This is a genomic window from Desulforapulum autotrophicum HRM2 (assembly GCF_000020365.1).
In the GTDB taxonomy this organism is placed as follows: Bacteria; Desulfobacterota; Desulfobacteria; order Desulfobacterales; family Desulfobacteraceae; genus Desulforapulum; species Desulforapulum autotrophicum.
Map to the genome: position 1 here is coordinate 3,697,801 of NC_012108.1, position 19,463 is coordinate 3,717,263.

Here is a 19,463-nt window from a genome sequence, read left to right on the forward strand (position 1 = left end):
CTTAATTCTTTTCCTGCATCACAAGATAGGTTCCCCAAAGCCCCAGGACCATGACGCTCAAAAAGTAGACCAGATCCCGTGAATCAACCACACCCTTGGCAATGCTCTGGAAATGCACATCAGCCCCAAGATATCCCACCACCCCGGCAAGGGCATTGGGAACAAAAAAGAGCATTTTGTCAATCACCGTCAAGGTAAAGCACATGGCAGCCCCCAGGATAAAGGCCACGATCTGATTCCGCGTAAGGCAAGAGGCAAAGATGCCAAGGGAACAATAGGCACCGGAAAGAAGCAGTGCTCCAATATACCCACCAATCACGGGTCCTGGATCAACTTGGCCCACAAAAGAGATGAACAGCGGATATGCAAGGGTCGGGGCAAGCATGGCAGCGGTAAAACCAAGGGCTGCCAGGAACTTCCCAAGGGCAATGTCACTGAAGGAAACCGGCATGGTCAATAGGGTTTCATAGGAGCCCACATTCATCTCTTCAGAAAAAAGCCGCATGGTGATGGCCGGTATCACAAAGGCAAAGATGGTGGGGAGAAGGGAAAAAAAGCCCCGGAGGTCGGCCCGGTCAAAAATAAAAAAAGTTGAAAAAAAGAACCAGCCGGTAAGCACCAGAAAGAGTGCTATCACGATATAGGCGATGGGGGAGATAAAGTAATCCTTGAACTCCCTGGCTGCAATTTGTGTAATCTTCATCATGATTTAATTCCCCCTTGTCAGTTCCTGGAAGATGGTTTCCAGGGAGCGGGATTTATGGGTCAGCTCTGTGATGATCCAGTCGGTTTCTCGAAGGGCAAGGTAAAGGGCTTTGCCCGCATCATAATCATCGATTTCAGTGCTGCCTTTAGCGGGGATGACTTTACAGTGAATTTCAAATCGGCAATCACCCCGGGCTTCAGCTTTTTTCGCCTCGACCTGATGGACCCCTTTGACACCCTGGATCAGGGCCATGGCCTTTTCAGAATCCGCATTGGACAGGGAAAGGAAAATGCTTGATCCGCTGCCATCACCGTTCTTCAGATTCTGGGTGGTGTCGTCAGCAACGATCCTGCCCCGGTTCACAATAACGATTCTATCACAGGTGGCTTCAGCCTCACTCAGGATATGGGTGGAAAAAATAATGGTCTTTTCCTTTCCGATTCTCCGGATGATCTCCCGGATTTCAGCAATCTGGTTGGGATCAAGACCAGAGGTGGGCTCATCAAGCACCAGTATTTCAGGATCGGTCATCAGGGCATGGGCAAGGCCAACCCGCTGTTTCAAGCCCTTGGAAAGTTCGTCAATGGTCTTGTGCATGATATCGGCCAGACCGCAAAGCTCTGATAATTCTTTGAGCCGTGCAACTCGCCGTGCCCGGGGTATTCCTTTGACTGCCGCCACATAGTCAAGGTAGTCAAACACTAGCATGTTGTGATAAAGGGGGGCCGATTCAGGCAAATATCCCATGATCTGCTTGATCTTGAGGGTGTCCTCGGGAATGGAAAGGTCCTTTACCTTGATGGTTCCTGAGCTTGGTTTAAAAAAACCGGTCAGCATTCTTAGAGTGGTTGTTTTTCCGGCACCATTGGGTCCTAAAAGGCCCAGAATCTCCCCCGGATTGATGGTAAGACTGAGGTTGTCCACGGCGCAAAAATCATTGTAGTACTTGGTCAGATTCTCGACCTGTATCACGACTGCCTCCTTAATTTACGGCTATAAAACCTATGGATTATTATGGTTGTCCAGGGAAAGCTGTCCCCTGGGATTCAATACTCTTCAATCAATCTGCTCTTTTCCATGAACACGGAAAGGTCTTTTTTTGTCCTTAAGCAGGCTGTCACGGCCCGTTCCACATTACGACAAAAGGGGTCATCCTCTCCCAGGATTTCCCTTGCCTCATGGAGGATTTTTGAGCCCTCCTCCCAGTGGGCGGTCACCTTTTCAAACAGCTGCTTCCGCTGTTCATGTCGTTTTTTTTCCACAGATATCACCGATTCCAGGCGTTTTATGGAATACTCAACAAGTGCATCCCTTGGGGTATCGTGGGATTTGGAGATCATCTCGAGCACCTCCAGGGTTCGGCGGCTCAGCACATAGGTCTTTTGAACCCTGTCGATCTTTTGAAACTGCCGGAGCCGAATCTTAGCTGCAAGATCACCAAGGGCAGCTGCATCCTCGATCAGATGATCAAACAACGATTTTTGCTTGATGCCCAGGTGAACGGCAACAAGACTCAAGGAATCTATGGCCCTGGCAGAAAGTTTAAAGGTGGCTCGAACCGACTGTTTTCCCCTTAGATCCATGGTGGCAAAGGTTGAATTTTCCATTTTTTTATCTGTCATACCCTCCTCCTTTTGCAAGGAGTTACATTATTTTAAAAAACACCATTAAAATAATAATACGCATTAATCAGCAGGCGCAACCTTACACCAGGAAAAATCCTGAATCAATATTTTTTTACCACGGCACCAGGGCCCATGGCAGCAACATACGGATATGCAGCAAAATTTACCCGGTGCTAATATTCATGGAACAGGGTTGAGAAATAAATTAATAGAGTGGAAAGAAAAAACAACATTGGGACGTTAAGATTGGGACGTTAAGATTGGGGCCCAGGGCCTGATCAGGCAAGCGATTTGATTTTGTCCTGGCCGATATACCTCAGGTACAATTTGTCCTGTTCATCCATGAACAGGTCAAACAGTTCAGGATCAAAGGATTTGCCCCGCTCCTGGTGCATGATGGCAATGGCTTTTTCAAGGGGCATGGCCTCTCGATAGGGGCGATCTGAGGTGATGGCATCCCAGAAATCGGCAATGGTGGAAATTCTGGCCTCAATGGGAATCTCCTGCCGGCTCAGGCCGCAGGGATAGCCTTTGCCGTTCCATTTTTCCTGATGGGAGTAGGCAATATTGACCGCCACCGGCGCAATTTCAAGCTGTGACAGCAGATTTTTTCCAATTTCCGGGTGGGTCTTGATATGTTCGAATTCCTCGGGTGTCAACCGGCCGGATTTGTTAAGCACCTCGTCCTTGATCCCTATTTTGCCCACATCATGGACAATGCTGCCCATGAAAATCTCATTTACCAGGAACTCAGGCAGTTTTGCCTTCCGGGCAAGATCCCTTGCATAACCGGCAACCCGCTCCACGTGACCGCCGGTGTATTTGTCTTTGGATTCAATGGCAGAGGCAAGAACCATCAGAAACGTTTGCAGCTGCTCGGAACGCGTTTTCTCCCGTTCCAGTTTATGAAGGCTGAGTACATTTTTCACCCTTGCCTGGAGTTCCAGATGATGGAAGGGTTTGGTCAGATAATCGTCTGCCCCCAGTTGAAGGGATTTTATCCTGTCGTCCTGTTCGGTCAGGGATGTGATGACAATCACCGGGATTGTCGAGGTTTTCCCGTTGGTTCTGATTCTTTCAAGCAGGGAGAACCCGTCCATGCCCGGCATCATGATATCTGAAATCACCAGATCGGGCTTGATCCCGTCGATTGCCTGCCAAGCTGCCTGGCCGTTGGACGAAATGAACAGGGTATACCGTTCCAATGCAATGGCTAAAAGCTCTTGAATCCCGACATTGTCCTCGGCAATAAGAATAACCCCCTTGGAATCTTCTGGTTCTATTTTTTTGACACGGTTCTGGCTGAAAGGGTTCTTGTCTGATACGCTGATTCTGGCGAGGTCTTCGCTGTCTATCCTGGCCAGATCCGTCACCCGCCGGTCTTTTTGTCTTCGATCATCATAGCTGTATCCGGCATGCCGGGCCCGGCGATCTGTTCCCCGTCTGTCAAGGACCGATTCTGGTTCACTATTTTCAAGATCCATGGGCAGGTCGACGGTGAAAACAGTGCCCTGACCGACCATACTTTCCACGGATATGGTACCGTTCATCATTTCAACAGAGTCTTTGACAATGGCCAGCCCAAGGCCGGTGCCTTCATATTTTCTTGTGGTCGAACTGTCTCCCTGGTGAAATCTTCTAAAAATAGATTTAAGAACAGCACTGGACATGCCAATGCCAGTGTCTTTAACGGTAATGACCAGCCGGTCACTTTTTTTCAGCAAGGAGACAAGAATTTCACCTTTTTCTGTAAATTTATAGGCGTTGCGGATCAGGTTGTTTAAAATATCCTTGAGCTTTTCCTGATCGATAAACACCTCGCCGACACTTGCATCCCCTGTATAGGTCAAATGAATCCCACTCTGCTCGACAAGCCCTTTAAAACTCAATACCGCTTGAAAGATGCAGGCACCAATATCGGTTTTTGTTAAAACAAGCTTGACCATGCCGGCATCTAACCTGGATATCTTAAGCAGTTCATTTATTTTTTTTGTCAAAATAAGGGTTTGCAGACCAATCTTATCCATGGTTTCCATCAACTTTTCAGAATCGCTTCCCATTTTCCCATCAAGAACCAAATCGGCCCACCCGCGGATCAGGGTCAAAGGCGTCCTCAACTCATGGGTGATATTGGCAATAAAATCTTTCTTAACCCGGGCAGATTCTTCCAGTGCAGTGATGGACTCTTTTAATTGAGCGGTTTTTATGGCCACACGTTTTTCAAGGGTCAAGTTCAGGGTAATAAAATGGGATAACACAAATATCAGCATACTCCAGGAGATAAAGAACACCCCGAACGGGTACATTTGATTGTTAAGTTCTTGGGCTATCATCGGGTAATTTAAAAGATAATCAACTGCGGAAAAACAGAAAACAATACTTGAAATAAAAAAGAATTTAACCTGGGTTTTCCGAAGGAAATCAGTCTCTTTTTTGAACACCCGGTACAGGAAGAAAAGAATCTGAACCATAAGAAAGCAAACCATGGCCAGGTATACAACATGGAGGGGGCCTGCCTCGGGGTAATACCCAAACCCCTGGAGATACGGACCTTTGATAAAAAGATCCGTTGTCCACAGGCAGACAAAGAATCCAAACGCCAGAGAATAAAACCAGGCCAGGTATTTTCTGGGCAGGCTCAGATAACAGACAACTGTCTCATAAAAAGTAATGGGCAAAAAGATAATGCCCGAATACCCTATTCTGCAAATCAGGTCTGAATAACTGCTGTTGGGAAGCGAAAAAAGAATGAACCATGAAAACTGCCAGTGAAAAATGATATAGCAGAACCTTAAAAAGACCCCCCTCAATTTTCCTTTGGACAGAAAATAAACGCAGATTCCCAGGCACAAGAACAAAATCGCTGAAAATAAAGGGAGGACTGCGCTTAAATATTGCATTTGCAGTTAATCTTCAACCTCCTGGAAAAAATCCAGGGGATTTAACAGAACTTCTGGTATTCTTATCACTTTTCCTCCAGCACTGACCACACAGAATCGTTGATACCCCTGACCGACCAGCTGACCCGTGTCTTTATTTTTAAAAGAAATATTCAATTTACAGGTGGCGCCGTTTATCTCCGATGCCGTAAGCTCCATCAGCAGGGTATCACCAAAATACGCATTGTTGACAAACCGGTTGTAGGTATCCACGGTAACCAGACGAATCCGGCTCTGGGCAAGCAGCTCATGGAGATCCGGAACCGTGGTCAATAAAAACTTTTCCCTGATGACCCCCTGGTATTCAATATAATTGCTGAAATAAACGTTTCCAAACACATTGGTATCCTTGAGGGTCACCTGAATCTCGGTTGTAAAAACCCGGCTATCCCCATATTCTTCCAATGACTGGAACTGGTTTTCCAGATAGGTATTGAAAAGGGCCTGCTTTGAATGTTCAATATTTAAAATTTTGAACCCGACACCCGATGCATTGTTCCATTTCGGTTCACAATTGATCTTTATTATTTTACATCCCATTACTTTTAACTTCATATGGAATCGGTCTTGCGGGAGTTCACAGTCTGTTTTCAAAAATCCACCGGATGTTGAAATGTTCTCGATGATACCAGTACCGTTTTCCAAAGTTGCTTTAATCGGTTTCCTTAGCCGGGGGGTTCTCAGTTGCATCAACATTTTAGTTTCCTTTTCCAATGTTTACAAGTCATGTCAAATCAAATGCCACGACCTGTCTTAGCAACTTTGATGCCAACGCATATATAAACTAAAAACCTCCTTTAATTACAACCATTTGAGTTAGATATGAAATATAGCTTGATCCTCCCGTGGAAAATATCTGCCCAAACCCTCGGCTATACTGCCATTTTTTTGACAGGTGTTTTTTTAATGAAAACATCTGTCTAAGCATATCTCTTTTAGACAACCCGTGTTGTTAAGTCAAGACATTGACTGAATTTACTGCATTTCTAATCATTAAAGTAAACATGGGGGGGGGCAGTCAGTGTCCAATGGCTGAACATTAAGAGATTCAACCTTGGGAATTGACTGTTTATATGGGATAGGCCTGCATTATTGCACTTTGGTTCAACTTAGGGCCCACTCAAAAATAACTTTACATTTTGGAGGCCAATTCATCCAGCCCTGACGCGTTGTGAAAATTCGGCGTATTCCTGATATGCCTGCATTTTCACGCCTTGCAGGGCAGGCGACTTGACCCCCAAAATTGGTAATTTGTTTTTGAGTGAACCCTTAGAAAGTGGGCAAGATGTTGCCAAAAGGTCTAATTACTAAAGATAGAATAAACATATAAAGTAATAAAACGACTTTTAAAGATAAAAGTAATGGTGTTTTTATTGACATGATTTTTTTTATACATATTATTGTATTCAAGAAACAGAACAGGGCAAACAGCCCAGCAACCATCCACTGGAATAAAAGGAGGAATCAAGATGTTCACAAACTGGAAGGATATCGACAGGATGTTCGGAACCATGGATCTTCTTCAAGGAAAATTAGACAGATTGTTTAGTGGCTATGGCAGACCATACGAGGATAATCCGGTTTGGGGGACCGTGGATTATTTCCCCAAAACCAACCTCTATGACACGGGAGAAAACCTTGACATCGTAGCCGAGATACCCGCTTTTTCCAAGGAGGATATCAGCGTCAAGATCCAGGGCAATTATCTTGAAATCAATGGAACGGCAAAATCAGACGTGCCAGAAGGCTATACCCCCTTGAGGACGGAACGGGGGATCAACAATTTTTCAAGAAGCTTTACATTACCTGCGGAAGTTGACTCTGAAAAGGCCGAGGCCCTCATGAAAAACGGAATTCTATTTCTAAGACTGCCCAAGACTGTAGCTGCAAAACCAAGACAAATTACAATCGGATAAACACCGACACCCAAACGAATGGAGGTTTAAAATGAACGAGTCAAAAGAAATCACAAAAAAAGAATCAGCAACTCCGGACGTAAAACGCATTCCCCCAAAGGTCGTTCCCCTGGTGGATATCTATGAAAACGACAATGAGATCCTGCTCCATGTGGACATGCCCGGCGTGGAAAAAGACAAGATCACCATCAACATTGACAATGGCAAGTTGCACCTGTCAGGCCTCAGAAAAATGGAAAATAAGGGCGCTGTTAACTGGGTTGAATTTGGCGATGCCGAGTATACCAGAAGTTTTTCAGTCCCCCAGACCATTGATGTAGACAAGGTCAATGCAGAGCTTAAGGATGGTGTGTTGCGGCTGCATCTACCCAAATCAGAAGCATCAAAACCAAGACAGATTGAAATCAAAGCAGCATAAATGATGGTTTCATTATCCGGGCCTAGTCCGGTATGTCAAAGAGCTCGGCAGCATTTTTCCAGAGAATTTGTTGAATGGCTTTACTGGAAATGGCCGAGCTCTCAACACATTTAAGCTCCCGGTCCCAGGCATAGGGAATGTTGGGGAAATCAGATCCATAGAGTATCCGGTCCGACCGCTGGGCCAAAAGTTCCAGGCAGGTATCAGCGGGCAGGTAATCGGTAATGGCCATGGCTGTGTCCACCCATAGATTATCATGGTCGTGGATCATCCGGCAGTAGGGTTCATACTCGTCCATGCCAAAATGGGGAACGCACAACCTTAAATCCGGATATCTGGTTATTACCTGCTTGATCCTGTCTGCCGAGCACAGCCCATGGGGATCACAGGCGTATGCAGGACTTTTGGGCTCCCTTCCCGCATGGATCACCAAAGGTTTTTTCTTTGCCGAACAAAGGGCGTAAATGGGTTCCATAATCCTGGAAACAGGGTCAAAGCACTGAACATGGACGTGGAGTTTCACCCCCTTCAACCCCCTGTCAAATGCTGAATTCAAAATTTCAACAGCCCCGTCCTCTCCGGGAAATACCGTTGCAAGACCGGTGACACGACCTTTAAACTCAGCCACCTTTTCGATCATATAATTGTTGAGCCAGTCTGAAATTCCCGGTTTGTGTGCGTATTGAAAGGCCACCACATGGGTGATGCCCCGGTCAAAAAGGAAATTCAAAAGCTCGGACGAACCCAATTGATAACGCACGGGCCATCCATGCACGCCAAACCATTTCCACACGGCAGCAAATATCTTCCGGGGAAAAAGATGGACATGGCTGTCAATCACCCGGTCCATGGTTGCAGGGACCCAATGTCCTTCAGGATCGTTCAATCCCGGTAAGGGGGTTTTCAGACCAAGATATCCATGGCCTTTTTTTTTATCCATGGAGGGGCTCTCCCCGATCTTCCTCCAGAAGAACCATTCCCACCATCATCCCCATGGAAATCTTTTCAGAATCAGTTGCGCGTGTGATCGTCTCCATTTTCCAGCCAAGGATCCTGGTGAGTTTCATAAAATCAACCCCCATGCCGGACATGGATTGGCGCGCCAGATCAGGGTTACGACACAGCCCATCACCCGAAAGCACCCGGCACTCAAGATATTGACCGCAGAACACCTGCTTGCAGGACCCACCTGCAAACCCATGGGCCCTGGCATAGCCGTTGGCCGTGGCAAAGACTTCGATTCCGGCAGCGGTTTCATGGATCAACCGGGTCACCTGGTGGCGATCGTCCGAGAGCAGTACCGGGGTTGGCACATCGAACTTGAATACCAGCACCTGGTCAAAGGTTTTCAGGTACTCCCGAAACCAGTCCGGGCCCTTGACATTTGGGGGACAGCTCATGGAGCTGCCATACCCCGGGCAGTGTTTGCAAAACCCGACAAATTTATTGTCCACCGGCACCTGGCCAGGGTCAATAATTTTGGCACCGCTTGTGCCAAGGGCTGCTGCATGGGCCAGGATTTTTTCTTTTCGGCCCTGATTATCCATCCGCAATGACTCCTATAGGGTAATTTTCAGGACTTCTTGTCCAAATAGAATAACATCCCCGGCAAAAATTTTCTTTCGCTTCCGGGTCTCAACCTGACCGTTGAGGGTCACCATACCCTGGGTAATGACATGTTTTGCCTCACCACCGCTCATGACCAGGTTTTCAAATTTCAAGATTTTATAGAGCTCAACAGGCTCCCTTTCAATCTGTACATCACGCACGGCCATGGGCATCCCTTGTGTTATGGGGTTGATCGCAACCTGCAAAGCTGTAAGTATATACACTTGTCCGCCCCTGATCAACGATGAATTTGCAACCACAACAATTCTAATTATGGTAGTCAACAAGGGGCGTCAGTTTAAATTCATAATTAGTGGCTGACCGAAAACCCATGTTTGGGCAAAAAATTGCCCATCAATGATTCCACCTGGTATAAAAAATCATATACCATAACGTTTCATCTGATTCCACACACTGGTCCTTGAAAGCCCCAGGATCTTCGCTGCCCGGGTTTTGTTGCCCATGGCCTGGTCCAGGGCCTTGACGAGCCGCGTCCGTTTGATGGAATCCAAATCCTCCCCCATGGACGGTTCCGCAGCAGGACTGCTGCCGGAAAAATTTTCATGGGTTGTGATATTCATGGGAAGATGGGCCGGTTTTATCATGGGTTCCCGGCAGGTGACAAAGGCGAATTCAAAGGCACTCTTGAGCTCCCTGACATTTCCCGGCCAGGGATAACGGGTTAAAAGTTCAAAGGCCTGGCTTGAAATCCCCTGGATAAACTCTTTTCCACTCTTGAGTCTGATCCGGCGGAAAAAAGCCTCGGCAAGCAAAGGGATATCCCCGATACGTTCCCTGAGGGGCGGTATCCAGATGGGAATGACGTTGATCCTGTAGTAAAAATCCTCCCTGAACCTGCCCTGGGCCACAAGGGAACGAAGATCCCTGTTGGTGGCCGTAATAATCCGTGCACCAATATCAATGGATCGGTTCTCCCCCACCCGTTCCACCACCTTTTCCTCAAGGACCCGGAGAAGTTTCACCTGGGTGGACAGGGAAAGATCTCCGATCTCATCCAGAAAAATATCCCCGTTTCCCGCTGCCTCAAACTTTCCCTCCCGATCGTACACAGCTCCGGTAAAGGCCCCCTTGACATGGCCGAACAGCTCACTCTCAAGAATGGATTCGTTGAGGGCTGCACAGTTGACCTTTATATAAGGTTCTTTTCCACGGTCGCTGATCTCGTGTATGGCCCTTGCCACCATTTCCTTACCCGTGCCACTCTCTCCATAGATGATCACAGGGGCATCGGACTGAGCCGCATTGGCAACCAGATCAAACACCTGCTGCATGGCCGACGAGCTTCCAATGATCCCCTGGAAACTTTCCATGGATTCCAGGGCCTTGCGAAAGCCTTCGATCTTGGCATCTTTTTCAACAATGGCTGATATATCCGTCAGGGTTTCCACAGCCCCAAGGACCCGGTCATCCTCCCCGGTAAGAATCGAAGCATTTTTAAGTATGGGCCTGGGAGTGCCGTTCTTGTGGACAATGGTACACTGTGTGTTGTTCATCCACCCCTCCCGGAACAACACACACCAGTTACAATCATCACACTGGCGGGAAACTTTGCACAGGCTGCAATTCAAAATGGTGCACGGCTGCCCGATTATCTCATCCTGGAGGTAACCTGTGATTCTTTCAAAGGCCGTGTTGACAAATACAATGATTCCAGCGGTATCAACGATCATGATGCCGTCCTGGAGGGTTTCCACCACTGTTTTCCAATATCGATTCAGTTCGTGTTCAGACATTTTACACCTTGTGTTCATTTTTTAAACGTTTACCGTTCACCTTGTTAACACATTCATCCCCTTTAATCAATCGTCTCCCCATGTAAATCATTGGCCAGAACCATGGGGACCATATTTTTTTTAACCGAACAGGGCGCAGGAAGGAGTGTCATAAAAAGAACTGGGGGTCTTCGACATCTTTTTTATCCATGATGGCATTTAAATTGCTGTTCTGACTATACCATGTTAAGTGAACCAGATAGAAAAAACGTCGCAGACAGACTTCTGGACCTTAGAAAAGGGATCTCACCGTTTACCCTGCTCAAGGTGAGCAATGCCTTTCGGCACATGGAACAACAGCAGGTACTTGAGGTGCTGTGGAGCAACCCCGAGACCCTGGCCCAGGTCAAAAAGATCCTTCCCAGAAATTCCTGGGAGATCATTGAAATAAAAGAGATGAATGAAATAGGCCCAGGCAATTCCTGGTTCAAAATTCAACTCAGGAAGGTATCAACCAGTGGAGAAAAAAATGACTGAAACGAACCCTTCGTTCTGTCATGCGGCACCATTATTAAACCAGAGCAACCTTAAGGAGAACGAATGTCCAAACGTGTAATCATCATCGGAGCTGTGGCCCTGGGACCCAAGGTCGCATGCAGATTAAGACGCATTGATCCTGATGCAACCATAACCCTGATAGACCGGGACAACCTCATCTCCTATGGTGGATGCGGAATCCCCTATTATGTGGGCGGAGACGTGGCAGACCTTGAAGGCCTCTATTCCACCATTGCCCATGCCATCAGGGACAAGGCATTTTTTGAAATGGTCAAAGGAATAAACGTAATCACCCGGGCCGAGGCCATTTCCATCGACCGGAAGAAAAAATCCCTCACCATCCGCCACCTGGACGAAAACAGGGATGAAGACCTTCCCTATGACAAGCTTGTGATCGCAACCGGTGCCACCCCGGTTCAACCACCCTTCCCGGGTGTCACCCTTCCCCAGGTTTTTCCCGTATCAAACCTGCACCAGGCAAAAGCCATCAAGGATATGATCTCAAAGGGAGAGGTTGAGAACGCAGTTGTTATTGGTGCCGGAGCCATTGGGATCGAGATGGCTGAAGCCCTGACAGACCTCTGGGCCGTTGATACAACCATCGTTGAAATGGCAGAACGGGTTCTACCCCAGGCCCTTGGTCGCAACATAGCCACAATTGCCCAAAAACAGCTCACAGACCACGGTGTGAAAATGCTCATTGGTGAGCGGGTTCTCAGGATCAACGGCACAGAAGAAACCGGTGTGGAATCTGTTGAAACCACCGCAGGCACCCTTCCCTGCCAGCTTGTGATCCTCGCCACTGGTATTCGGCCAAACTCTGAACTTGCCGCAAATGCCGGTCTTGCCATAGGAAAAAACCGGGGAATTATTGTGGACCAATGCATGCGGACCACAGATCCAGACATCTATGCAGGAGGAGACTGTATCGAGGTAATGAACCTTGTCAACGGCCAGACCCTCCTCATGCCCCTGGGAAGCCTTGCCAACCGCCAGGGCAGGATCATCGCATCAAACATCAACGGCCGGTGTGAACAATTCAAGGGCACAGTGGGAACCTTTTGCATAAAGGTGTTCGAAATGGCGTTTGCAACGGCGGGCCTTACCTTTGATCAGGCAAAGGCTGCAGGATTTGATCCGGCATATTCCACCGTTGCCCAGTCAGACAGGGCCCATTTTTATCCGGATTCCGAATTCATGTACATGGAACTCATTGCAGACAGGCGAACCCGAAGGGTCCTTGGCGTTGAGGCAGCAGGTCCCCAGGGGGATGCCGTCAAGTCCAGGGTGGATGCCATAGCACCCCTTTTCCAGTACCGGGCGGATGTATCTGACATATGTACACTCGAAGCGGGTTACTCTCCACCCTATGCCTCGGCAATGGATATCATCAACAACGTGGCAAACTCCCTTGATAACATTTTGGAAGGCACCCACAACCCCATTGATGCCATTGAATTTATTAAAAAATTTGAAGCAAAAGAGACCCGGGTGCTTGATGTCAGAAGCAAGGTCCAGGCCGATCCCTTTGTGGAAAAATACGGCGATCGCTGGATCAACATTCCCCAGGACGAGCTCAGGCAAAGGACTGACGAAATACCCACCGACGAAGAGCTCTGTATTCTATGCGGATCAGGTCCCAGGTCCTACGAGGCACAACTGGTACTTGCAGCAAAAGGCAAAAACCGTACATTAAACATCCAGGGCGGCTACGGAATGATCATTGCCGTTCATCCCCCCCTGATTTAACCCCTGCCCCAATTCCAGATTAAACGGCGCACCGGATTTTATTCCCGGTGCGCCCCTGGTTTCTAAACTTCTTGAAACAAACTGCCGAAACCTGTACATTACGGCAGGGAAATTTTCTTGACAACGGACGTTTCATTCTAACCTTGTCAAAAGGAAAAAATACTTAGGGAGTTTATTAATATGCTTTTAAAACTATTTCTTTGCTTTACCCTCATCCCTGTTGTGGAAATCTATCTGCTCATCAAAATCGGCAGTGTACTTGGAAGCTTTAACACCGTCCTGCTGGTCATTGCCACGGGCTTTTTTGGCGCATGGCTTGCCCGGATGGAGGGAATGAACACCATGTTCAAGGTAAGAACGAGCCTTGAACAGGGCACCATGCCGGCCGAAGACCTTCTGGATGCCCTGATCATTTTTGTTGCAGGCATCCTCCTTATCACCCCCGGACTTCTGACCGACATCTCCGGACTGCTGCTGCTCTGGCCTGTCACACGGGAGACCTTCAAACGGTTTCTACGACAAAAAATAGATGAACTCAATGCCCGCGGCGACATAAACATCACCCGTTTCCACTAAAAACAAGAAGGAAAAACATGTTCTTTGATCTTGTTGAACGAAGACGAAGCATACGAAGGTTCAAATCTGATCCCGTTGAACGTATGAAAATTGACCGACTCATTGAAACAGCCTTGAGATCTCCCTCTTCCAGGGGATTCAATCCCTGGCGGTTCGTGGTCGTTGACGACCCTGCCATGCTTGCCCAACTGTCGTGTGCCAAACCCCATGGGGCCGCCTTTTTAAGAGAGGCTCCCCTGGGAATTGTGGTACTCGGAGATGCTGAAACAAGCGACGTCTGGGTTGAAGACTGCTCAATTGCTGCCATCCTCATCCAGTTGGGGGCCCAGGCCCTGGGGCTTGGCAGCTGCTGGATACAAATCCGTCGAAGGGAGCATGACAAGACCACCAGTTCAGATGAATACGTCCGGGAACTGCTGTCGATCCCGGAAAACCTTAAGGTAGCGTCTATTCTTGCCATCGGTTATCCTGCCGAAGAAAAGCCCCCCCACCCGGCTGCAAGCCTTGAATTGGAAAAAGTTCATTTAAACCACTATGAAGAGTGATTCACCATCAGTCGTCCAAAAAAAGATCCTCGCCTTAATAAAACGGGGGGATACCAACCTGCCCGCCCTTCCGGTAATCATAACCCAGATCCTCAGGGCTGCGTCCAATCCAAAGACGTCCACCGAAGAGCTTGCAGCGATCATCTCCCATGATCCGGGAATCACCCATCAACTGCTGAAACTTGCCAATTCCGTCTACTATGGACAGAGAACAACGGTGGATTCCATAAAGAGATCCATCTCGGTCATCGGTTTTGATGAGGTCATCGGCATTACCCTTGGAATGAAACTATTGTCGACATTTGCAGATAAAACCACGGGCCTGACCCTGGACATGAAGGCCCTGTGGATACACTCCATTGGAACAGCCACGGCAGCCAAGGACATTGCAACCCGCACCAACACGGCCATTGCCAAAAAAATCTTCATACCCGGGCTTCTCCACGACATGGGCAAGGTTATCTTTTCCCTCTTCTTCAAGGACGAATATAAAATGGTGAGGGAGTTGGCCATGGAGAGGCAGGATACACTCTACCGGGTTGAACCTTCTGTTTTCGGCATGGATCATGCCATTCTTGCCGGACTTCTCATGCGGCGGTGGCAATTTCCTGACAACATCCTCTATCCCTGCAGGTTCCACCACAACCCCGAAGCTTCCCCGGTGGCTTACCGTCACCACGCCCTTATCGTCAACATGGCCGAGTATCTGTGCCACAAGGCCCACATCGGCCACAGCGGCAACCCGGTACCAGTGGCAGTGGTCAATGCCGCCAAGAAGACAGGTCTCAATGAGAATACCCTCAGACTTATTGTCGAAATGCTGATCAAAAAAGAAGAACAGATCAAAGAATTTTTTGAGATCACCACCGACTTTTAAATATCCTTGAGTCGGCGATCTCCATGAGCATTTGAAACCGCCCCGCTAAGAAGATCCACGGCATGGGTGAGTGCCTCAAACTCCATGGTTCCAGGAATTTCAACCTCGGTCTCCCCATGGACCTCCAATGCATTAATCACCGTCATCACGGTCATGAATTCCAGATCCATGGCAGGCTGAAACCTGTCTCCAGATGGGGTCGTGATCTCGGCCAGAATATTACATTCAACAAGATCGTCCAGCAGCATCCTGACCACCCCCAGTGCAATTTCAAGCTCTTGTGCAATCTCACTGTCCGAGGGCGCTTTCAATCCCCTGGAAAAACGCTGAACACAGACAAGGACTATCCCTAAACAGAGGATTTTTCGGGTTCGCATGCTCATCTGTTCATAGGCCCCCTCCTTTTCATTCAAGGACCTTCGGCCCTCCCATACAAAGGCAATTTCTGCTCCCAGAAGAAGGAGAACCCAGCTGGCCTGGAGCCAGATAAGAAACAGGGGAAGTGCTGCAAAACTACCATAAATGGCATTGTAGTGGGACACGCCCACCTGGAAACGAAAATAGATCATCTGCCCCATCTGGTATACACCGCCTGCAATCAAAGCGCCCATGACGGCAGCCCTGATATCTACCTTTTTATTGGGCATGAACATATAGAGGAAAAAAAAGAGAATCCATATCGTAAAAAAAGGGAGGAGCTTGACAAAGAAAAAGACAAAGGGTTCCACAAAAACCACCCCTCCGGTAGCTTCAAAAAAGACCTTCAAACGAGTGAGAATAAATACGGTTGTACTTCCGGAAAGAATCAACAACAGCGGGGCGACAAAAAGAAGCCCCAGATAATCACTGAACTTTCGCACCAGGGTGCGGCCTTTCTTGATCCACCAGATGGTATTGAAGGCATCCTCCATGTGACCGAGCATCTTGACCACGGCCCAGGCCAGAAAAATCACTCCAACGGCCGCCATAACCCCGCCCTTTGTCTCGGCCAGGAGCGTTCCTGAAAAGTCAATGATCCGCTGGGCCGCTTCCTCATGGCCGGCAAGCCGTAACAGGATTTCCTTTCTCAGCATCGTTTCAAACCCGAAGCCTTTGGCAATACCAAAGGCCATGGCCATGACAGGAACAATGGAAAGAAGGGTGTAGAAAGTAAGGGCCGATGCCCTGAGCATGCAGTTGTCCTTTTGAAACCCCTTAACTGCGGCAACAACAGTGAGAAAGACCCTTGTAGCAAACGCCTTGAGCTCTTTTCTCAATTGCGCAGGGTCAGTCAGCTTCTTTTTTATCCGAACAGAGAGCCTTTTCATTTTTCTTCACCCGAACTGACCCATTGCCTGAGGCGGGAAAGCCCCTCCTCTGTTGATATGAGCGGCAGATAACCAAGATCCTGTTTTGCCCTTGATATGTCAAACCAGTGGGAGGTGGCAAGCTCCTTTGCGGCAAATCCGGTCATGGGTGGCTCCTGCTTCACGGCAAACAATCGGTAAAAGAACTCAAGACTACGGCCAATAAAAAAGGCTGTGCCCGGGGAAATCGTTTTCTTGACCGGGCCAAATCCTGCCACATCAAGAAAGGTATCAACCATCTCCCACAAAAGAACAGGTTCGTCCTGACTGATAAAGTAAACATTTCCAGAAAGGGTTGGGTTTCTCTTCAGGGCATCCCGGGCAAGAATATGGGCACGGGCCGCATTATCCACATAGATGGTGTCAACCCTGTTGGTTCCGTCGCCTATTCTCCTCAGCCGCCCGGCACGCCGGATGATCCCTGGAAAGAGGTGGTTGTCCCCCGGCCCCCAGATGAGGTGGGGCCTTAAAGCAATGGTGAGAACCCCATCAGCCCTTCGCACAAGCTGTTCAGCAATGGCCTTGGTTTCAGGATAGGGCGCATGAAACCGGCCTGGATAGTCCACACTCTCGTCCACACCTTCCATGTGATTTCCGTCAAATACAACACTCGGGGAGCTTGTGTAAACAAGCCGTTTCACCCTGTTTCTAACGCAGGCCTGGATCACATTCTCGGTTCCTGTGACATTGACCCTGAAATAGTCGTCAAAATCCCCCCATATGCCGGGTTTTGCAGCCACATGGAACACGGTATCAACGCCTGTAAAGGCCTGTTTTAGGGCCTGGGGGTCAGCAAGGTCTCCCTGGATCTGGCGAACACCAAGGTCATCAAGTTCGCGGTAAGACTGCCTGGAGAAGCTGGTCACAACATCACCTGCCATCTTCAACTGCCGCACAATGGCCCTGCCAAGGAAACCGCCCCCCCCTGTGACAAGAACACGTTCATGGTCTGTATGCCCCACAGTTGCATCCTTTTTTATGGATTGATTTCATGAATTAAACTCACGGATACACTCAACCACAAAAAGGGCCGGGTTTCAAAACTTTTTTTTAAAAAAGCCCAGACAGGCTATACCTAAAAAAAATATCCATCTCCACAAATTTTTCCTTGACATTGAATCCCCGTCCATGTAGAAGAGTCGAGTCGTTTGGGCGGGAATAACTCAGTGGTAGAGTGCGACCTTGCCAAGGTCGAAGTCGCGGGTTCAAATCCCGTTTCCCGCTCCAAACCAAAAACCTTCCTTGATATTAAATTTCACACCTGATACAGATTTCACAAAAAACAGACATATTCCCATGTTATTACTCTATGCAGGAGAAAAAAAATGGACATGTCCCATCAGACCTGTGGCATCTACGGCATCCATGACATCTTCAAAAGGAATGCACGCCTTTTTCCAGACCAAACCGCTGCAAAGGACAAACACGACACCCTGACCCACAAAGCCCTTCTCTCCAGGGTCAACACCCTTGCCTGGGGACTTTCAGCCGTTGGCATCTCAAAGGGCGACACCATCGCCATCCTTTCCATGAACAGAAATGACTACCTCACCGTCTATGGCAGTGCCGCAGCCCTGGGCGCCATTGTGGTACCCATAAACTGGCGCCTGTCAGACAAAGAGATCGACTATATCCTGGACGATTCAAACGCACAAATCCTGTTTGCAGACAAAATCCACGCAGGCAGGTGTATGTTCAAGGGTAGACAGATCTGCTTTGACAATGAAACCCCTGCATCTTTTCAACCCTTTCAGGAACTTTTAAGCCCCAAAGGTCCCTCCTTTACCCCCCAAAGCACTGCCGGAAAAAACGATCCCTTTTGTCTGCTCTATACGGCAGCAGTGGCAGGGGCACCAAGGGGCGCAGTTTTGTCCCACGACAACATCATCACAAGCAATCTCCAGACCGCTCTTACCATGGGCATCACCCAGACAGACAGATACCTGAACATGCTGCCGCTCTTCCACATCACGGGAATAAACCTTGCCTTTACCACATTGCAGATGGGAGGAAGCAACGTGGTCATGGAAAAATTTAACCCGGAAGAGGCCCTGGCCCTGATTGAAAGCGAACGAATCACCCTCATGGCAAGTTTCCCCCCCATTTTGACAACCCTGACCCAACGGCTCATTGATTCACCAGTGGATGTTTCCTCCCTGAAAAACATCACGGGAATTGATTCACCTGAAAACATCCAGGCCTTCACCCGGATAAGCGGCTCCCGCTTCTGGGTTCTCTATGGTCAATGTGAGACATCGGGCTTTGTCACCCTGTCAGACAGCGAAGATCGTCCGGGATCAGCCGGAAGGGAGGCAATGATATCAAGGCTTGCAATTCTCGATGAAAATGATAAAGAATCCCCTCCAGACACCCTGGGAGAGATCGGTGTCCGGGGACCGCTTGTTTTCCAGGGATTCTGGAACAAGGGCAAACTGGATTGCGCCACATTTAAGAACGGCTGGCACCACACAGGCGACCTGGGACAGATCGATCCAGAGGGCTTTCTCTGGTTTAAGGGCAGAAAACCGGAAAAAGAACTCATAAAGCCAGGGGGAGAAAACGTTTACCCGGCCGAGGTAGAAGCCGTAATACAGACCCATCCGGGAATAAAAGAAAATTGTGTCATAGGTGTTCCTGACCCGAAATTCGGGGAGGGCATCAAGGCTGTCTGCGTGTTAAACACGAGCACGGCAGTCACGGCACAAGACCTGATTGAATTTGTGGGCGAAAGGATTGCAAGATACAAAAAGCCCAGACAGGTCGTTTTTGTTGATTCCCTGCCCAGGGATGCAAACGGCAACATCGACAGAAACAAGGTAAAAGCGCTTTAGGGGCTCAGATGTAAATAATTCCACAAATATGGTGCA

General features: G+C 48.4%; 18 protein-coding genes, 1 tRNA gene and 1 pseudogene. 9 read left to right on the plus strand and 11 right to left on the minus strand.

The genetic code is table 11. From position 1 onward, the window contains the following. Position 1: 1 nt before the first annotated feature. From HRM2_RS16095 to HRM2_RS16115, 5 genes and pseudogenes are all read right to left on the minus strand, one after another. Positions 2-706, minus strand: a complete 705-nt coding sequence (locus HRM2_RS16095; RefSeq protein WP_015905101.1) for an ABC transporter permease subunit — start codon at positions 704-706, stop codon at positions 2-4. Between the two features lie 3 nt (positions 707-709). Continuing rightward, positions 710-1,633 (minus strand): annotated as a pseudogene (locus HRM2_RS16100) (ABC transporter ATP-binding protein); the annotation flags it as partial. A gap of 119 nt (positions 1,634-1,752) precedes the next feature. Beyond that, the gene (locus HRM2_RS16105; RefSeq protein ID WP_015905103.1) at positions 1,753-2,328 is read right to left on the minus strand and encodes a hypothetical protein; all 576 of its coding nucleotides are present in this window, start codon (positions 2,326-2,328) and stop codon (positions 1,753-1,755) included. A gap of 281 nt (positions 2,329-2,609) precedes the next feature. Further along, positions 2,610-5,009 carry an ATP-binding response regulator gene (locus HRM2_RS25410; protein WP_232364050.1) on the minus strand — a complete coding sequence of 800 codons (2,400 nt, stop codon included), beginning with the start codon at positions 5,007-5,009 and terminating at the stop codon, positions 2,610-2,612. A gap of 228 nt (positions 5,010-5,237) precedes the next feature. Further along, positions 5,238-5,825 (minus strand): acyl-CoA thioesterase, encoded by a 588-nt coding sequence (locus HRM2_RS16115; RefSeq protein WP_232364051.1) that lies wholly within the window; start codon positions 5,823-5,825, stop codon positions 5,238-5,240. A 914-nt stretch (positions 5,826-6,739) separates the two neighbouring features. On the opposite strand from HRM2_RS16115, the gene HRM2_RS16120 reads away from it, so the two are divergent. After that, on the plus strand, positions 6,740-7,186 hold the full coding sequence (locus tag HRM2_RS16120) for an Hsp20/alpha crystallin family protein (protein WP_015905106.1): 447 nt from the start codon (positions 6,740-6,742) through the stop codon (positions 7,184-7,186). A gap of 31 nt (positions 7,187-7,217) precedes the next feature. Beyond that, entirely contained in the window at positions 7,218-7,604 is a 387-nt protein-coding gene (locus HRM2_RS16125) for an Hsp20/alpha crystallin family protein (RefSeq protein WP_015905107.1), read from the plus strand. 22 nt (positions 7,605-7,626) lie between these two features. Here HRM2_RS16125 and HRM2_RS16130 read toward each other — a convergent pair whose 3' ends face one another. From HRM2_RS16130 to HRM2_RS16145, 4 genes are all read right to left on the minus strand, one after another. Then, a complete protein-coding gene (locus HRM2_RS16130) occupies positions 7,627-8,544 on the minus strand; it encodes an amidohydrolase family protein (protein ID WP_015905108.1) in 918 nt (305 codons plus the stop codon). After that, a complete protein-coding gene (locus tag HRM2_RS16135) occupies positions 8,537-9,151 on the minus strand; it encodes a DUF2284 domain-containing protein (protein WP_015905109.1) in 615 nt (204 codons plus the stop codon). The genes HRM2_RS16130 and HRM2_RS16135 overlap by 8 nt, the downstream gene beginning before the upstream one ends. A 12-nt stretch (positions 9,152-9,163) precedes the next feature. Further along, positions 9,164-9,436, minus strand: a complete 273-nt coding sequence (locus HRM2_RS16140; RefSeq protein ID WP_232364052.1) for an RNA-binding S4 domain-containing protein — start codon at positions 9,434-9,436, stop codon at positions 9,164-9,166. Between the two features lie 156 nt (positions 9,437-9,592). After that, entirely contained in the window at positions 9,593-10,966 is a 1,374-nt protein-coding gene (locus HRM2_RS16145) for a sigma-54 interaction domain-containing protein (protein ID WP_015905111.1), read from the minus strand. Between the two features lie 222 nt (positions 10,967-11,188). Here HRM2_RS16145 and HRM2_RS16150 point away from each other — a divergent pair, with 222 nt between their 5' ends. The 5 genes from HRM2_RS16150 to HRM2_RS16170 all read left to right on the plus strand — a co-directional run bounded on the left by HRM2_RS16150 (position 11,189) and on the right by HRM2_RS16170 (position 15,250). Further along, positions 11,189-11,482, plus strand: a complete 294-nt coding sequence (locus tag HRM2_RS16150; protein ID WP_015905112.1) for a sulfurtransferase TusA family protein — start codon at positions 11,189-11,191, stop codon at positions 11,480-11,482. 63 nt (positions 11,483-11,545) lie between these two features. After that, positions 11,546-13,252: an FAD-dependent oxidoreductase gene (locus tag HRM2_RS16155; RefSeq protein ID WP_015905113.1), complete on the plus strand. Its 1,707-nt coding sequence runs from the start codon at positions 11,546-11,548 to the stop codon at positions 13,250-13,252. A gap of 180 nt (positions 13,253-13,432) precedes the next feature. Continuing rightward, on the plus strand, positions 13,433-13,828 hold the full coding sequence (locus tag HRM2_RS16160; protein ID WP_015905114.1) for an FxsA family protein: 396 nt from the start codon (positions 13,433-13,435) through the stop codon (positions 13,826-13,828). Between the two features lie 17 nt (positions 13,829-13,845). Next, a complete protein-coding gene (locus HRM2_RS16165; protein WP_015905115.1) occupies positions 13,846-14,373 on the plus strand; it encodes a nitroreductase family protein in 528 nt (175 codons plus the stop codon). Beyond that, a complete protein-coding gene (locus tag HRM2_RS16170) occupies positions 14,363-15,250 on the plus strand; it encodes an HDOD domain-containing protein (RefSeq protein ID WP_015905116.1) in 888 nt (295 codons plus the stop codon). The genes HRM2_RS16165 and HRM2_RS16170 overlap by 11 nt, the downstream gene beginning before the upstream one ends. Here the strand turns inward: HRM2_RS16170 and HRM2_RS16175 are convergent. Together HRM2_RS16175 and HRM2_RS16180 are read right to left on the minus strand one after the other, a co-directional pair. Continuing rightward, positions 15,247-16,557 carry a YihY/virulence factor BrkB family protein gene (locus tag HRM2_RS16175; protein WP_015905117.1) on the minus strand — a complete coding sequence of 437 codons (1,311 nt, stop codon included), beginning with the start codon at positions 16,555-16,557 and terminating at the stop codon, positions 15,247-15,249. The genes HRM2_RS16170 and HRM2_RS16175 overlap by 4 nt on opposite strands. Continuing rightward, positions 16,554-17,558: an NAD-dependent epimerase/dehydratase family protein gene (locus HRM2_RS16180; protein ID WP_015905118.1), complete on the minus strand. Its 1,005-nt coding sequence runs from the start codon at positions 17,556-17,558 to the stop codon at positions 16,554-16,556. The genes HRM2_RS16175 and HRM2_RS16180 overlap by 4 nt, the downstream gene beginning before the upstream one ends. Positions 17,559-17,748: 190 nt before the next feature. On the opposite strand from HRM2_RS16180, the gene HRM2_RS16185 reads away from it, so the two are divergent. Beyond that, positions 17,749-17,823 (plus strand) — tRNA-Gly (locus HRM2_RS16185). 98 nt (positions 17,824-17,921) lie between these two features. Beyond that, positions 17,922-19,427 (plus strand): AMP-binding protein, encoded by a 1,506-nt coding sequence (locus tag HRM2_RS16190; protein WP_015905119.1) that lies wholly within the window; start codon positions 17,922-17,924, stop codon positions 19,425-19,427. The last annotated feature ends 36 nt before the right edge of the window (positions 19,428-19,463 follow it).

Excerpts from the sequence above, each read along its gene's own strand:
- HRM2_RS16145 (WP_015905111.1), bottom strand. The coding sequence starts at position 10,966 with ATGTCTGAACACGAACTGAATCGATATTGGAAAACAGTGGTGGAAACC.
- HRM2_RS16115 (WP_232364051.1), bottom strand. The coding sequence starts at position 5,825 with ATGAAGTTAAAAGTAATGGGATGTAAAATAATAAAGATCAATTGTGAA.
- HRM2_RS16120 (WP_015905106.1), top strand. The coding sequence starts at position 6,740 with ATGTTCACAAACTGGAAGGATATCGACAGGATGTTCGGAACCATGGAT.
- HRM2_RS16170 (WP_015905116.1), top strand. The coding sequence starts at position 14,363 with ATGAAGAGTGATTCACCATCAGTCGTCCAAAAAAAGATCCTCGCCTTA.
- HRM2_RS16150 (WP_015905112.1), top strand. The coding sequence starts at position 11,189 with ATGTTAAGTGAACCAGATAGAAAAAACGTCGCAGACAGACTTCTGGAC.
- HRM2_RS16125 (WP_015905107.1), top strand. The coding sequence starts at position 7,218 with ATGAACGAGTCAAAAGAAATCACAAAAAAAGAATCAGCAACTCCGGAC.
- HRM2_RS16135 (WP_015905109.1), bottom strand. The coding sequence starts at position 9,151 with ATGGATAATCAGGGCCGAAAAGAAAAAATCCTGGCCCATGCAGCAGCC.
- HRM2_RS16105 (WP_015905103.1), bottom strand. The coding sequence starts at position 2,328 with ATGACAGATAAAAAAATGGAAAATTCAACCTTTGCCACCATGGATCTA.
- HRM2_RS16175 (WP_015905117.1), bottom strand. The coding sequence starts at position 16,557 with ATGAAAAGGCTCTCTGTTCGGATAAAAAAGAAGCTGACTGACCCTGCG.
- HRM2_RS16130 (WP_015905108.1), bottom strand. The coding sequence starts at position 8,544 with ATGGATAAAAAAAAAGGCCATGGATATCTTGGTCTGAAAACCCCCTTA.
- HRM2_RS16165 (WP_015905115.1), top strand. The coding sequence starts at position 13,846 with ATGTTCTTTGATCTTGTTGAACGAAGACGAAGCATACGAAGGTTCAAA.
- HRM2_RS16155 (WP_015905113.1), top strand. The coding sequence starts at position 11,546 with ATGTCCAAACGTGTAATCATCATCGGAGCTGTGGCCCTGGGACCCAAG.
- HRM2_RS16160 (WP_015905114.1), top strand. The coding sequence starts at position 13,433 with ATGCTTTTAAAACTATTTCTTTGCTTTACCCTCATCCCTGTTGTGGAA.
- HRM2_RS16095 (WP_015905101.1), bottom strand. The coding sequence starts at position 706 with ATGATGAAGATTACACAAATTGCAGCCAGGGAGTTCAAGGATTACTTT.
- HRM2_RS16190 (WP_015905119.1), top strand. The coding sequence starts at position 17,922 with ATGGACATGTCCCATCAGACCTGTGGCATCTACGGCATCCATGACATC.